The 12,893-nt window shown below is 71.2% G+C and carries 20 protein-coding genes and 1 tRNA gene; 15 read left to right on the top strand and 6 right to left on the bottom strand.

Annotation, left to right across the window (positions count from 1 at the left end; genetic code table 11):
- Positions 1-3 precede the first annotated feature (3 nt).
- From H5J30_RS00105 to H5J30_RS00050, 12 genes are all read left to right on the top strand, one after another.
- On the top strand, positions 4-2,241 hold the full coding sequence (locus tag H5J30_RS00105; protein ID WP_181785066.1) for a hypothetical protein: 2,238 nt from the start codon (positions 4-6) through the stop codon (positions 2,239-2,241).
- The gene (locus H5J30_RS00100) at positions 2,242-3,342 is read left to right on the top strand and encodes a DUF5047 domain-containing protein (protein WP_309505370.1); all 1,101 of its coding nucleotides are present in this window, start codon (positions 2,242-2,244) and stop codon (positions 3,340-3,342) included.
- Positions 3,342-4,013 (top strand): hypothetical protein, encoded by a 672-nt coding sequence (locus H5J30_RS00095; protein ID WP_181785065.1) that lies wholly within the window; start codon positions 3,342-3,344, stop codon positions 4,011-4,013. Before H5J30_RS00100 ends, H5J30_RS00095 begins: the two co-directional genes overlap by 1 nt.
- A gap of 10 nt (positions 4,014-4,023) precedes the next feature.
- Entirely contained in the window at positions 4,024-4,248 is a 225-nt protein-coding gene (locus H5J30_RS00090; protein WP_181785064.1) for a hypothetical protein, read from the top strand.
- On the top strand, positions 4,248-4,862 hold the full coding sequence (locus tag H5J30_RS00085; RefSeq protein ID WP_181785063.1) for a hypothetical protein: 615 nt from the start codon (positions 4,248-4,250) through the stop codon (positions 4,860-4,862). Before H5J30_RS00090 ends, H5J30_RS00085 begins: the two co-directional genes overlap by 1 nt.
- Before the next feature lie 10 nt (positions 4,863-4,872).
- Positions 4,873-5,016, top strand: coding sequence for a hypothetical protein (locus H5J30_RS00080; RefSeq protein ID WP_181785062.1), 144 nt, complete (start codon positions 4,873-4,875; stop codon positions 5,014-5,016).
- A 28-nt stretch (positions 5,017-5,044) separates the two neighbouring features.
- Positions 5,045-5,791 (top strand): M12 family metallo-peptidase, encoded by a 747-nt coding sequence (locus H5J30_RS00075; protein WP_181785061.1) that lies wholly within the window; start codon positions 5,045-5,047, stop codon positions 5,789-5,791.
- Positions 5,788-6,534, top strand: a complete 747-nt coding sequence (locus tag H5J30_RS00070) for a peptidoglycan recognition protein family protein (RefSeq protein WP_181785060.1) — start codon at positions 5,788-5,790, stop codon at positions 6,532-6,534. The genes H5J30_RS00075 and H5J30_RS00070 overlap by 4 nt, the downstream gene beginning before the upstream one ends.
- A 12-nt stretch (positions 6,535-6,546) precedes the next feature.
- Positions 6,547-6,891: a hypothetical protein gene (locus H5J30_RS00065; RefSeq protein ID WP_181785059.1), complete on the top strand. Its 345-nt coding sequence runs from the start codon at positions 6,547-6,549 to the stop codon at positions 6,889-6,891.
- A gap of 15 nt (positions 6,892-6,906) precedes the next feature.
- On the top strand, positions 6,907-7,203 hold the full coding sequence (locus H5J30_RS00060; protein ID WP_181785058.1) for a hypothetical protein: 297 nt from the start codon (positions 6,907-6,909) through the stop codon (positions 7,201-7,203).
- An 11-nt stretch (positions 7,204-7,214) separates the two neighbouring features.
- Positions 7,215-7,892, top strand: a complete 678-nt coding sequence (locus H5J30_RS37300; protein WP_181785057.1) for a collagen-like domain-containing protein — start codon at positions 7,215-7,217, stop codon at positions 7,890-7,892.
- 125 nt (positions 7,893-8,017) lie between these two features.
- Positions 8,018-8,088: transfer RNA gene (locus H5J30_RS00050), tRNA-OTHER, on the top strand.
- 189 nt (positions 8,089-8,277) lie between these two features.
- Here the strand turns inward: H5J30_RS00050 and H5J30_RS00045 are convergent.
- The 6 genes from H5J30_RS00045 to H5J30_RS00020 all read right to left on the bottom strand — a co-directional run bounded on the left by H5J30_RS00045 (position 8,278) and on the right by H5J30_RS00020 (position 11,232).
- Positions 8,278-9,051 (bottom strand): hypothetical protein, encoded by a 774-nt coding sequence (locus H5J30_RS00045; RefSeq protein ID WP_181785056.1) that lies wholly within the window; start codon positions 9,049-9,051, stop codon positions 8,278-8,280.
- Positions 9,052-9,223: 172 nt separating this feature from the next.
- Positions 9,224-9,886, bottom strand: coding sequence for a hypothetical protein (locus H5J30_RS00040; RefSeq protein WP_181785124.1), 663 nt, complete (start codon positions 9,884-9,886; stop codon positions 9,224-9,226).
- Between the two features lie 11 nt (positions 9,887-9,897).
- Positions 9,898-10,431: a helix-turn-helix domain-containing protein gene (locus tag H5J30_RS00035; RefSeq protein ID WP_181785055.1), complete on the bottom strand. Its 534-nt coding sequence runs from the start codon at positions 10,429-10,431 to the stop codon at positions 9,898-9,900.
- Between the two features lie 63 nt (positions 10,432-10,494).
- Positions 10,495-10,800 carry a hypothetical protein gene (locus tag H5J30_RS00030; RefSeq protein WP_181785054.1) on the bottom strand — a complete coding sequence of 102 codons (306 nt, stop codon included), beginning with the start codon at positions 10,798-10,800 and terminating at the stop codon, positions 10,495-10,497.
- Entirely contained in the window at positions 10,797-10,973 is a 177-nt protein-coding gene (locus H5J30_RS00025; protein ID WP_181785053.1) for a hypothetical protein, read from the bottom strand. The genes H5J30_RS00030 and H5J30_RS00025 overlap by 4 nt, the downstream gene beginning before the upstream one ends.
- A gap of 10 nt (positions 10,974-10,983) precedes the next feature.
- Positions 10,984-11,232 carry a GntR family transcriptional regulator gene (locus H5J30_RS00020; RefSeq protein WP_181785052.1) on the bottom strand — a complete coding sequence of 83 codons (249 nt, stop codon included), beginning with the start codon at positions 11,230-11,232 and terminating at the stop codon, positions 10,984-10,986.
- Between the two features lie 156 nt (positions 11,233-11,388).
- Between H5J30_RS00020 and H5J30_RS00015 the strand changes: the two genes are divergently transcribed.
- From H5J30_RS00015 to H5J30_RS00005, 3 genes are all read left to right on the top strand, one after another.
- Positions 11,389-11,598 carry a hypothetical protein gene (locus H5J30_RS00015; RefSeq protein ID WP_181785051.1) on the top strand — a complete coding sequence of 70 codons (210 nt, stop codon included), beginning with the start codon at positions 11,389-11,391 and terminating at the stop codon, positions 11,596-11,598.
- Positions 11,599-12,035: 437 nt separating this feature from the next.
- Positions 12,036-12,524 (top strand): ribonuclease FAU-1 family protein, encoded by a 489-nt coding sequence (locus H5J30_RS00010; protein ID WP_181785050.1) that lies wholly within the window; start codon positions 12,036-12,038, stop codon positions 12,522-12,524.
- Between the two features lies 1 nt (position 12,525).
- Positions 12,526-12,893: nucleotidyltransferase domain-containing protein (locus H5J30_RS00005; RefSeq protein ID WP_181785049.1), on the top strand; the 368-nt coding region annotated here is incomplete at its 3' end.

Below are 12,893 nucleotides of genomic sequence, written 5' to 3'. Positions count from 1 at the left end.
GCGGTGGCGATCCCGGGGAACCTGCTGAGCGTCACGACGGAGTCAGTGGATCCGAACACGTCGGGCTGGGTGAAGAAGCTCAACTGCACGATCAGCCTGGGTTCCGGCGGCCGGAACGGCGCCGGAACGTTGATCGTCAAGAGCGTGGCCGCGGGAGAGATGCAGGCCCGCACCGTCTCCTCCTACCCCATCGCGGCGGGCGAGACGTACCACGCGTTCGCGGACGCCTCGGGCGCGACGGTGCCGGAGCGCATCGGTATCCGCTGGCTGACGGCGGCGAACACAGAGATTTCCGTGACGTGGTCGCTGACGACGGCGGCGGCGTCCGCGACGTGGCACCGCATCAGCGTCGGCGGGGTGGCGCCGCCGGACGCGGCACGGGCGCAGGTGCTGCTGTCATCGACGCCAGCCGCGGCTGCGGTGATCAGCTTCTTCGAGAACGTCTACCTCGGCCTGCCGCAGCACATCATGGGCAACCTGCTGCCGTGGAACGCGGAGTCCCCGGAGATCGACACCACGTCGTGGACGGGAATCGGCTCCGTCACGATCGCCCGCACTGTGCCGGTGGTGCAGTGGCCGGTGGACTACTACCCGACCGGCGGGCACGTCGTGTCGATGACCGCCACCGCGGCCGGAGACCAGGCGATGCGCACGGCCCGGGTGCCCTGCACCGAGGGGCAGGAGTATCTGGCGTTCTGCTACCTCAACCCGCCGACGTCGGCCGCCGACACGTGGGTCGAGGTCCGCTTCTACGACGCCGCGGACACCCAGCTGCAGGCGACACGCGGCGAACTCGCCGCGCCGGGCACGGGCTGGTACCGGCAGCGGGCCTCGGCGGTCGCCCCGGCCGGCGCGGTGACGTGCGCGCTGGCCGTCGGGATCGACTCGGCGAGCCTCGGCCAGGTGCTGCGGGTGGAGCAGGCCGTCATCGGCACCGACCTGGAGTTCCGGCCGGACAGCGTGGTCCGCTACAGCGACGCCTCGTTCGAGCAGGGCGTCTCCGGCTGGAGCGTGACGTCGGGGGTGGCGACCGCCCCCCGGTCGACACCGTGGGGCGCGGTGGCCTACGAGGGCTCCTACAGCCTCATCGTCTCCAGTGCGACGGCGACCACCTCGGTGATCCGCTCCCCGCGCTGGAGCCTGGGCGGCGACGTCAGCGGCCTGTCGCACCGCATCGAGGTGTATACGAACGTCACCGCCGGATCGTGGAACAGCATCCTCAGGGTGCGCTGGTACGACGCCGGCAGCAGTTTCATCAGCTCGACCGCCTCGTCGCCGACAGCCGTGCCGACCCCGAACTGGTGGTGGCTGCAGAACGACTTCACCCCACCGACCGGGGCGGCGCGGGCGGAGATCGAACTCGAACTGACGGCGACCGCCGTGTCGTCGGCGGTCGCGATCGACCGGGTCGCGCTGTGGCAAGTCCTGCCGTTCTTCCTCGTTACGGCGCAGCCCGGGACGGGGAGTGTCACGATCACGCTGCGGGAACTGGAGCCGGGCGAGCTGCTGTCCCTGTGGCGTGTCGGCAGCGACGGCATCCGCACGCTGGTCCGTGGCCCCGACGGCCTCGTCGACCGCATTCCGATCACTTCTGACCTGATGGTGTTCGAGGACTACGAGGCGCCGCTCGGGGTGCCGGTGTCGTATGCCGCGGAGTGCTACGACGCCTCCGATAACGCACTGGAGTCCTTCAGGCAGAGCGACACGGTCACCGTCGATCCCGGCGACCCGAATCTCGCGTGGCTGAAGGACCCCGGGCTGCCGCAGCGCAACCTGCGGCTGCTGGTGGAGCGGGCCCCGGACTGGACGCGGCCGATCGAGCAGACCGGGCACCGGATCCGCGGGCGCCGCAACACCGTGACGATCTCGGATGTGCGTGGCGGCCTTGAGGGCGAACTTGCGGTGTGGACGCGGGATGACGCCGAGCGGACGGCGCTGCACTGGCTGCTCGACTCGGGCAACACGCTGCTGTGGCAGGCCGCACCCGGCATGGGCGTCGACGACATGTACGTGTCCGTCGGGGAGGCCACCGAGGCGCGGATCACGACGTATGCGCCGGAGGGCTGGCGGGCGTGGTCGCTGCCGCTGACGCAGACGGACATGCCCACGGCAGTCGGGGTGGGCGGCTCCGCCGGCCGCACCTGGCAGGACATCCTGTCGGAGAACACCACCTGGCAGGACGTACTGGACCGGTTCGCCACCTGGGAGGACGTGCTGTTCAACCGTCCCATCGGGGGGTGAGTGGTGTATCCACCGCCGTCCGACCGGTTCCTGTCCGCGCTCGCTGGTAGCCATGTCCTCGCGTCCGCCGTCGAGCTGCACTGGCCGGACGGGCATGTCGACGAACTGCCGCACACCGGCGGGTCGGTGACGGTGGACCGCGGCGCCGCCGTGCGCCGCACGGCAACCGTCGAGGTCCCGGACCTGTCGCTGCTGCCGTGGACGGCCGCCGACTACCTGGCGATCTCCGGGGCGCGGATCCGGATCCGCCGCGGCATCGTCTACCCCGGCGGCCTGGTCGAGTCCGTGCCGATCTTCTTCGGCCGTCTCGATGCTCTCTCGGGCGACCCCGACACAGGCCCGGTCACGATCACCGCGTCCGGGCTCGAAGCGACCATCGCAGACGACAAGTTCACCGCCCCCTACTCCACCCGCGGGGCGACCGCCGCGGTCACCTCCATCACCGCGCTGATCCAGAACACGCTGCCGGACGCGATCATCGCCTCCACTGCCGACAACACGGCGCTGGGCACCCGCACCTGGGACCGGGAGGGCGACCGCTGGGCCGCGGTGCAGGAGATCGCTACCGCCGTCGGAGCGGAGGCGTACTGCAACGCCGACGGCGTGTTCACCATCGCCGAACTGCCGGACATCCTCGCCACCGAGCCCGTATGGGAGGTCGCGGCCGGTGACGGCGGCGTGCTCATCGAGGCGAACCGCGAGTTCTCCCGGCAGGGCATGTACAACATCGTCGTCGCGAGCGGTGAGAACTCCGAGGACAACACGTCAGCCACCGGCACGGCCATGGACGACGACGTGACCAGCCCGACGTACTACCTGGGGCCGTTCGGCCGGGTGGTGCGCTTCTACTCCTCGCCGACGCTGACCAGCGTCGGCATCGCGACGGGCGCGGCGAACAAGCTGCTGCGCGACAGCGTGAAGCCCGCGGCGAGCGCCGACATCACCAGCCTGCCGAACCCCTGCCTGGAGCCCGGCGACGTGATCCGGGCGGTGTACGGCAACGGCCGCCGCGACCTGCACCAGGTGCAGTCCTTCTCGATCGACCTCAGCCCCAGCGGCACGTTCGCCCTCGCGCTCATCGGCGGCAAGGAGGACGGCTGATGGGCTCCAGCACGCGGGCGCTCGCAGACGCCATCGCAGGCGAAGCCGTCCGGCAAGGCCGGACCACACCGGCGGTGCGCGGTGCCGACTGGCAGACCGCCACCGTCACCGCCGTCGGCACCGGAACCGTCGACTGCGGCGACATCCGCGCCCGCCGCCTGGACTCCTACCTCAACCCCACCGTCGGCGACACCGCCGTCATCTCCCGCTCAGGGCAGGGCAACTGGGTCGCCCACGGCCGCACCGCGACCGCCGCCGACACCGCATGGCCCAGCTACCCGGCAGCTTGGACGTCCAGCGGCACCGCCCCGGCGCTGGGCAACGGCGTGCTCGTCGGCCGCTACCACAAGGTCGGCCGGACAGTGCACATGACGATCAACCTGTCGATCGGCACGACCACCACCGGCGGGACGGGCAACAGCTTCCTGTCGCTGCCGGTACAGGCAGCCAACGCGGGCTGCACGTACATCGGTCACGCGCACTGGGCCGGCAATAGCAGATGGGCCGGTCAGTTCGTCATCGCCCCGGCGGGCACGACTGGCACCCCCTTCTTCCCTTCCGGAGCCGCCGACGTCCGGCTGACACAGATGAACCCGGCCATCAACGCCCCGGAAGCCGTCGGCAGCGGCGACGTGCTCCGAATCACCGCCACCTACGAATCCGCCACCTGAGGAGGAGCCCATGGCGCTCACCACCGGAGACCTGCCGTTCACCGCCGTCAGAGCAGTCGGCGTCGACCCGGAGAACCGCATCACCGTGGAGTACACCATTCTCGGCGGGTCCGGTGTGCCTGGCGGGGTGACCAACCAGGTCATCGCCGATGCGATCAGGCAGGCGATGCTGGCATCGCCTGAGGTGGCATCCGTGTCCGCGACCCACCACGGTGTGGTCGAGACGGAAATCTGATGCCGACGACCGACGACTACGGGCAGGGCGTGAGCATCGCCGCCCTGACCGACGCGCCGAACGCGGCGACGCTGGCCCAGGACATCGCCAACGCGATCACCGAACGGTCGGTGATGCGGTTCGCGACCGCCTCCGCCCGCAACGCGACGCTCACCTCCCCGGCCGATGGGATGGTCACCTACCTGGCGGCCGAACAGCGGCTGGACGCGCGGGTCGCCGGCACGTGGGTGACGATGGGTGCCAGCATCTCCAGCTGGACCACCATCAGCCTGGTCAGCGGCTTCTCGCACAACGGCAACTCGAACGGCACCGTGCAGTACCGGCGGATCAACCTCTTCGGGGAGATCTCCGTGCAGCTGCAGGGCGCCCTGTCGGTCACCTACGGCGGCGGCAGCATCCCCAACTCGGGGATCTTCACCTCGTCGCCGCTGCCGACTGCCGCCCGGCCCGCGAGTCTGCGGACCGTCGTCATCCCCTGCTCCGACGTCAACTCCGACCGGATCACGCTGAAGCTCGACGCGAAGACGGATGGCCACCTGGAGATCTACGGCACCAACGCCTCCACTAACAGGCCGGGCTGGATCGGGTTCAACGGCGTCTTCTACAGCCTGTGAGGAGCCTGCCGTGACCGATCCGGTACCCGTGCAGGTGACGCCGCGCCCTGGGATGACGGACGCCGACGTGCCGACGCTGGTGGACCTCGGCGTGATGGACGAACCGCCGGTCCCGTCTCCGGAGCCGCCGCAGCCGCCGCCCGCCGAAGCCTGACCCTCTTCAACCCCCTGGGAGTCTCGTGATGTTCCAACGCGTCCGGATGCTGATCGTTGCCGCTGTCGCCGTGGCGGCGGCCATGGCGCTGGCCGCCCCGCCCGCGTCCGCCGCGGAATCCCCGGTGTACTCCGGGCGCGGCTGGAAGGCGTACACCGCCAAGGGCATCTACTCGATCAGCCCCGACCCGTACACGATCGTGTTCGCGTCCGAAGCGGGCCGGGACCGGCTGTCGCCCTACCTGAAGAAGGTCGCGGCTCAGATCACCGACGTGACGGGCGTGCAGGTCACGGTGTCCTCGACGATCGTGCCGGGTCCGCGGTCGTCGTGCTCGGATCAGCCGCGGCACGAGATTCGCTTCCACTACAAGCACCGGCCGGTGGAGGGGTCGTGGGCGTCGATCTCCTACCCGTGCCACGCAGCGGCCAACGGCAGCGCCTGGGGCGGCAACGTGTACATGAATAGCCAGTACTGGACGGTCGACAACTGGTTCTCCAGCAACGACACGACGAACGCCGCGAAGCAGGCCAACGGGGTGCTGCACGAACTTGGCCACATCATGGGCCTGGCGCACGTCAACTACGACCGCGACGGCGACGGGCGCATCGAGGACGGGGAGTGCGTGCGGAACAGCGCGGGCCGGCGGCCGGTGATGTGCGCGCCGTCGGGCGGCTACCTCACCGCTGCCAACAGCGGCAGGTACACCGCCGAGTTCGATGAGCCGGGCCTGGAGCAGATGGCGCGGAACTACTACCTGCGGCAGGAGTCCCGATGAAGCTCGTCTCCCGCTCGGCGTGGGGTGCCCGCGCCTACCGACTGCCGTCCGGCGCGATCCAGTATGCGGGCCCGCGTCGCGGCGTGAAGATCCACTACCTGGGTGGCGCCTACACGGACCGGGAGCACTCCCGCTGCGACGACTACGTCCGCTCCGTGCAGAGCCTGCACATGGACACCAACGGCTGGTCCGACATCGGCTACAGCTACGTCGTGTGCACCCACGGCTACGTGTACGAGGGCCGCGGGCTGAGGCGCCGCAACAGCGCGAACGGCACCACCAGCCTGAACGAGGCGCACTACGCGGTGCTCGGGCTGGTCGGCACCTCGGGCGTGACGACACCCCCGGACGCGCAGCTGCACGGGCTGCGGGACGCCATCGAGTACTGCCGCAGCGAGGGGCCGGCGGGCTCCGAAATCAAGGGCCACCGCGACGGCTACGCCACCTCGTGCCCGGGACCGGTGCTCTACGCGTGGGTGCAGAAGGGCGCCCCGCGACCCGAGGAGGACGAAGTGACGAACGACGACATCGAGCGCATCGCCGACGCGGTGTTCAAGAAGCTGATCAGCACCGACGGCGTGTTCGAGGCGCCGGAGGACGCCGAGTCGTACAAGACGAACCGCTTCTGGACGTGGAAGAGCCACGTGGCCACCCAGACCCGCGCCGCACGCGGCGCCCGCAGGGCCTCCGAGTCCGCGGACTCCAAGCTCGATCAGGTGCTCGCGCTCCTGCGCGGCAAGTGAAAGGCGTCACCCATGAAGATCTTCGGCTATGAGCCCGCGCTCGTTCTCGCCGCTGTATCGGCCGGCCTGTCCCTCCTCGTCAGCTTCCAGTTCGGGCTGGACGCAGAGCAGGCCGCGGCGATCGTCGCCGTCATCTCCGCCGCGTTCGCTGCGGCGACCGCCGCCGTCACCCGGCCGATCGCACCGGCCGCGTTCACCGGTGTCGTCGCCGCCGCGGTGGCGCTGCTGGCGGCCTACGGGCTGGCGGTGTCCGCGGAGACGGTGGGCGCGCTGAACGCCGCCGTCCTCGCCGTGCTGGGGTTGCTGACCCGCGGCCAGGTGTCGCCGGTAGACAAGACCCCCGTTCGCGGCGTCTGACCTGGGCGGTGATCTGTGGCCGATGAACCGACGCTGGGCGAACTCGCGAGGCGCTTCGAGGACCGGTTCGCCGACGTGCGGGACGACATCCAGCAGATCGGCCACCGGCTCGACTCCAAGGTGTCGACGGACGTGTACACGCTGCGGCACGACGCGCTGACGGCACGGGTGCAGGCGCTGGAGACGCTGAGGGAGAAGGACGCGGAGCGGATCGTCGCGACCCGCCGGTGGCTGGTCGGTGCGGTGATCGTGCCGTTGATCGGGATCCTCCTGCCGGTGATCATCCTGCTGACTCGGGGGGCGGGTACGTGACGCGGTCGCAGATGAGAGACGATGCCCGCCGCTGGAGGCGCGGCGACCTGTGGACCGTGCTCCTCGCCGTCGCCCTCGGCAGCGCAGTCGCGTGGGTTGTCCTCGCGCTCCAGGGCCTCAACCGCGACCTGCGGGAGTCCAACGAAGCCCGCGACGCGCTCGCCGCGCAGGTGCAGCGCCTCGGTGGCGATCCCGTCGCCGGAGACCCCGGTAAGGCGGGGGCGCGCGGTGTGCCCGGCAGTCCGGGACCCACCGGGCAGCCCGGGGAGAGCGGCGACCGTGGGCCCCGCGGGGGGAACGGCGAGAAGGGCCAGTCGGGTGACGACGGCAGCCCCGGACCGTCGGGCCCGCCAGGAACCCCCGGCGCCGAAGGAGCACCAGGCAGCCCCGGCGCCGACGGCCAGCCCGGCGCGGCTGGAGAAGCCGGACCCGTGGGGCCGCAGGGTGAACCCGGGCCGGCCGGACCCCAGGGCGAGCAGGGACCGCAGGGCGAGCGCGGGCCCGCCGGACCGCCGCCCTCGTCGTGGAAGTTCGTGTACGGCGGCGTCACCTACACCTGCACGCCGACCGCGGACGGGTCGACGCAGTACGCGTGCGCGGCCGACGGGCCACCCCCCGACGACAACCCAGGGAACGGGAACGGCCCGCTCGCCGCGGCACTCGACCCGCAACGACGGCAGTACTCGTAGGGGGCGGGCACGAACTCCCAATGATCTACCAGTTGTTCCCAACCTAGTAGCTGAGCCCCGCCGCCCTTCCCGGGCGGCGGGGTTTTCGTGTGCCCGCTGTCGGTGGCGGCGGCTACGCTGGTGGTGCGGCGTGTGGCCCAACGGCAGAGGCAGCGGTGACGCAGAGATGTGGGGTTCGAATCCCCACCACGTCGCACCGAATCCGCCCGCCTGTCACGGGACGCCGTGACACCCGGTCTTCCGGCTCAAGGCGGGCGGTCTCGTCTGCCGGGACAAGCTGGGCGCGGGTGACCGCATCCCTCCCGCCGTGGTGGCGGGGCAGAGGCCCCCGGAGACGCGCAACGCCCCTGCCGCTCGCGGGAGGGGGCGTCGTGCTGTGCGGGGGTCAGTACCGGACGATCAGGTACGGGAAGTCGTCGGGGATCATGTCGATCTCGCCAGCGGTCACGAGGTACATCAACTCGTCGTCGTGGTCCGCGTCGTAGTCGTGCTCGGCGAAGAACGACTTCACCTCGGGGCGCTCCATCAGGCCGGGGATCTCGGGGCACTCGGGGTCGCCCAGCTCACGCCCGGGGACCCGGTCGCCGGGGGCGGCGGAGACGAGTGCGACGGTGCGCATGGCGGACTTCTTGACCAGCTTGTTGACCGTGGACTGGTCGACTCCGAGTTGGCGGGCGGCCTCGGACTGGTTGCCGCCGCAGAACGCCACGACGGTGGCGACCCGGTGGGCGCGGGCTCCGGCCTTCCGGTCGGCTTCGGCGGCGGCAGCCTTCCACTGCTCCTCGGCGTGGCGGGCGCCAAGGACGCGGCTGGGGAGGATGCCGTCGGCGTTGATGATGTCGGCCATCTCGTCGGCGACGGAGGCGCGGAGGTTGCCCGACTCGTCGAGGGCGTCGTCGACGATGTTCTCGTGCCACTCGCCGCCGTCGGGCGTGGCGATGAGGATCTGGACCTCCCGCTCGTTCTCGGTGATGAGGTCGCCCTCCGAGGTCCCGAACACGTCCTTTAGGGTGATGAAGTCGTAGGCGCTGGCCTCGGGGCGGGAAAGCGGCCACGGCGCCTCGATGAACTCGAACTCCCCTGTGGTGGAGTCGAGAACCAGCAGCTCCGCGCCGGAGTTGTGGAACTCGATGATGTCGGTGGCGGTGATGGGTCGCATTGGGGTTCCCCCTCTGGTGGGGCGGGGGGCCGTTCCCCGCCGACACCTTCACTATGGCACCCCCACCATAGGATGTCAATGTGAGGGGTGCCATACCTTCCTCCGCATGGTGTCGCCTGTGGCCTGCACCCTCGATAACACGCCAGGGCGGGGGTGTCGTGCTGTGCGGGGGTCAGGCGGGCGCCTTCCAGCTTCCGTCGAGGTAGGCGTCGATGGTCTCGACGGCCCACAGCGGGGTACGGCTGATGTGGCGGTCCGGCCGAGGGGCCTGACCGCGGGCGGTGTAGCTGCTCCACGTCGAGGCGCTGATGGCCCGGCCCCGCTCACGCATGTAGTTAAGCACCTGGTCCCGGGTGAGGTGGCGGTCCTCGCCGCTTGCGGCGCTGGACGGCACCGGGTCGGGCCGCTGTCGCGCCCAGTCCAGGGAGGAGCGCACGCCGCCAACGATGGCGTAGTCGTGCGGGATCTTGCGGGCCTGCCGTTCCAGGTACTCCTCCCCGGGCATCTCCCGGTCGGCGGGGAAGCGGTCCCAGTCCTTCCACGTCATCGTGTCGGGCTGGGCGGCCCTCTCGGGGGACATCCATCCCTCCGCGCCGGGGGTGACGTCGCCTACGGTGCGGGTGGTGTGCTGGCACAGCACGAGGCCGTTTCTCTTGTCTCCGTCCCTCGTCGGGGTGACCCGCATCTGGGCGACGGCCTCGGCGAGCGCGCGGGCGCGGGGGCTGAGGCTGTCAAGGTCGATGGCGTCGGCGTAGCGGGGGATGGGCACGTCCTCGCCCGTCTCGTCGTCGACTCGGACGGCGTCGGTGCGCAGCCACAGCTTGATGGTCGGCATCAGGGGTGTCCTCACTCGTAGGGGTCGTTGAGGTAGGCGTCATCCTGGGCGCGCGTCTTCGCGTCGGCCGCGGCGACCTCGTCGTCGAAGCGCTGGAACGCGGCGGCGATGGCGGGCGCTTCGGCGAGGCGGTTGGTGTCCAGGTAGTAGACGGCCTGACCGTCGTCCTTGGTGTAGGCGAGGCCGAGGATCTCCTGGGTTCGGCCGTAGCCGCCGAGGGTCCAGCGGGTGAGGCCGAGGTAGACCCGGTCACCGGCGTAGGGGCCGCTGTCCACGGTGACCGCGGCCCCGTTCTGGTAGGCGGCGGCGAGCGTGTCGGTGTCGCCGCGGACTCCGTAGTACTGGCCGGGGATCTCGACGAGCGTCCCGGTGGTGGTCATGGCCTTCCCCTTTATGTGCCCGATGGCGATTCGTGCGGCGAGGGAGGCGGTGTTGATGATCCAGCGGCCGGCGTGCTTGACGGCGGCGAGGGCGCCGATGCGGCACCACAGGCGGATGGTGGGGGTGGTGACTCCGGCCTGGGCGGCTGCGTCGGTGGTGTTCATGGGTGCCCCTCTCGACACCACCAAAATACAGCCTCACGCTGTACAGCGTCAAGCTGTACCGGCCTAGGGGTTCGTCGCCGGGCCGCCCCACTGCTCGTCGAGCACGTGCATCGCGCCCGAGTCCCACAGGTACGTCCGCCCGAACGTCTGAAGCCCGCCGCCGAGATCCTCCGCAGGCAGCCGGATCGTCACCTGCACCGCGATCACCCCGGACGGCCAGTCATGCCGCGCCATCACCTCGGCGTCGCGCCAATCGCCGTCCACGCGCACCCGCAGCCGGGGCGGATTGCGGGCCGGGTAGACGGTGACCCGCGGCCGCGGGCCCATCTCGGGGCGCCAGGGCGGGACTTCGACGGCGTCGCGACTCACGCCGCCTTCACGACCTCGGCGCGGTCCGCCGCCAGCCACTCCGCCCACAGCCCCGGCAGCACCTCACGCCGCGGATCCAACCGCACCCGAAACGCCACCGGCAGCTTCAGCCAGGCGGCGATGTCCGCCTGCACATGGGCAGCAGGGCGCGGCGGGGCGGGTGGCGAAAGCATGACAGACAGGCTACGGCGAGGCAGTGTCAGCCGGCGGGGGCGTGACGACGTAGGTCCCCTTGTTCGGCAGCGTCCTCACCAGCCCGCGGTCCCGCAGCTCGCGCACCACCCGGCGGACCGTGCCCGGCGCGATCCCACGCTCGCGGGCCATGTCCCGCTCGTTCGGCAGCCGCGCACCCACCGGCAGCCGGCCCGACCGGATCTCCGCTTCGATCGTGTCGGCCACCTGCATGTACACGTAGCCGATCTCGTCATCCATGATCCGCACGCTAGAGCGGCATGTCACACCCAGCATCCGCAGATGGCCCCATGGGGCGACATGGGGCGGCATGTAGCGGTACCGTCTGAGCAGCAAGAACCCCCGCGGCCGCGGTAACGGCCCGGGGGCGTGGACTCTCTGAGCGGAGCAGGAGCCATGACACAGGCTAACGACAGGCCGGCGGCAGCGGCAGCGTGGAGCATCGGTGACGAGGTCCATGACCCCGTCGAGAACCGCACCGGCATCCTCACTGACATCTCCCGGGCCGGCGACTACACCATCCGCGGCGGCGGCCACCCCAAGGGCGAATGGGTCGCCCTCCAGCCCGACCTCCTCCGCGCCCCCGAAGAGACACCCCGCCGCTGACCCCCGGACGGCCCCGCTCGTCCGCACCCCCGGTGGCGAGCGGGGCTCTCGACTGGCCCCGCCTGCCGCGCCGCAGATCCACTGGCAGGCGGGGCCTTCGTGTGGGCGCGATTGGGGGGGCAGTTGGGGGATGATCTTGACTGGGGAATCCCGCGGAATCCGGCGAACCTCCGTAGCAACCCGGTCTTTTGCCTGGTGAATGGTGGGGGAGTGGTGCTCCATTCGAGGTACACAGGTGGGCTCGGGCGATGCGGGGGATCGCCTGAGCCCACCATGCCTCGTAGCAGAAACTTTTTCGTCCTGCGGGGAACCCGGAGCCCACGTCTGCCGTTTGACGGTATGAGGCCCCGCGCTCCCCCGTCGCGGGGCCTCACCAATTGCCGCGGCGCCCGGCCCGCCCCGGCGCCGTCCCGGGGGAGGCGTACGGGAGGAAGGGCATGCTGACACCGGGCCACGAGGTCGAGGTCACGCTGGTCAAGCAGCACCGACCGGGCCTGAGCTACGCGGCGGTCGTCCTCCGCGACGACGGCGACCACGCGGTGGTGCGCGCCCCCTGGGCCGGCCCGAAGGAGCGCGACGCCGGCTACGTGCGGTTCGAGCGGGGCGACGTGTGGACCGAGCACTTCTGGCGCGACCGCTGGTATTCGGTCAAGGAGATCCACGCCGCCGACGGCCGCCTCAAGGGCTGGTACTGCGACGTGGCCCGGCCCGCCCGCGTCGAGCAGGACCGGGTCACCGTGCACGACCTGGAGCTGGACCTCTGGCTCTCCGGCGACCGGCAGACGGTCCTCAGGCTCGACGAGGACGAGTTCGTCGCCAGCGGCCTGCCCGAGCGGGACCCCGCGACGGCCGCCCGCGCCCGCGCGGCGCTCGACGAGCTGGCGGAGCTGGCCCGCGACGGCCTCGACGAGCTGCTGGCCGCCTGACGTGACCGCACGCGACGCCGCCCGGCCGCTCCTCGACCGGTTTCTCGCCGCCCTGCGCGCCGCGGCGCCGCTGGAGGCGCTGTGGGCGCACGGCTCGCTCGCCCTCGGCGACTACCGCCCGTACCGCAGCGACCTCGACCTCATCGCCGTCGTCCGCGAGGACGCCGCCGCCGACCCCGCCGTCCGCGGGCGGCTGAAGGCGCTGCACCGCAGGCTCCACCGCGAGGTGCCGCTCGCCGCCAAGCTGCACTGCTCGTACGTCGCCGTGGACCGCCTCGCCGGCGCCGGGCTCGACCACCTCACCTGGGCCCACGCCGAGTTGTTCAGCCGCCCCGTCACCCCGGTCACCCGCCGCGAGCTGCACACCGG

This window comes from Streptomyces phytophilus (assembly GCF_013870535.1).
In the GTDB taxonomy this organism is placed as follows: Bacteria; Actinomycetota; Actinomycetes; order Streptomycetales; family Streptomycetaceae; genus Streptomyces; species Streptomyces phytophilus.
Note: the sequence above shows the minus strand (reverse complement) of the source record. Positions and strands in the feature narration are given on the sequence as shown.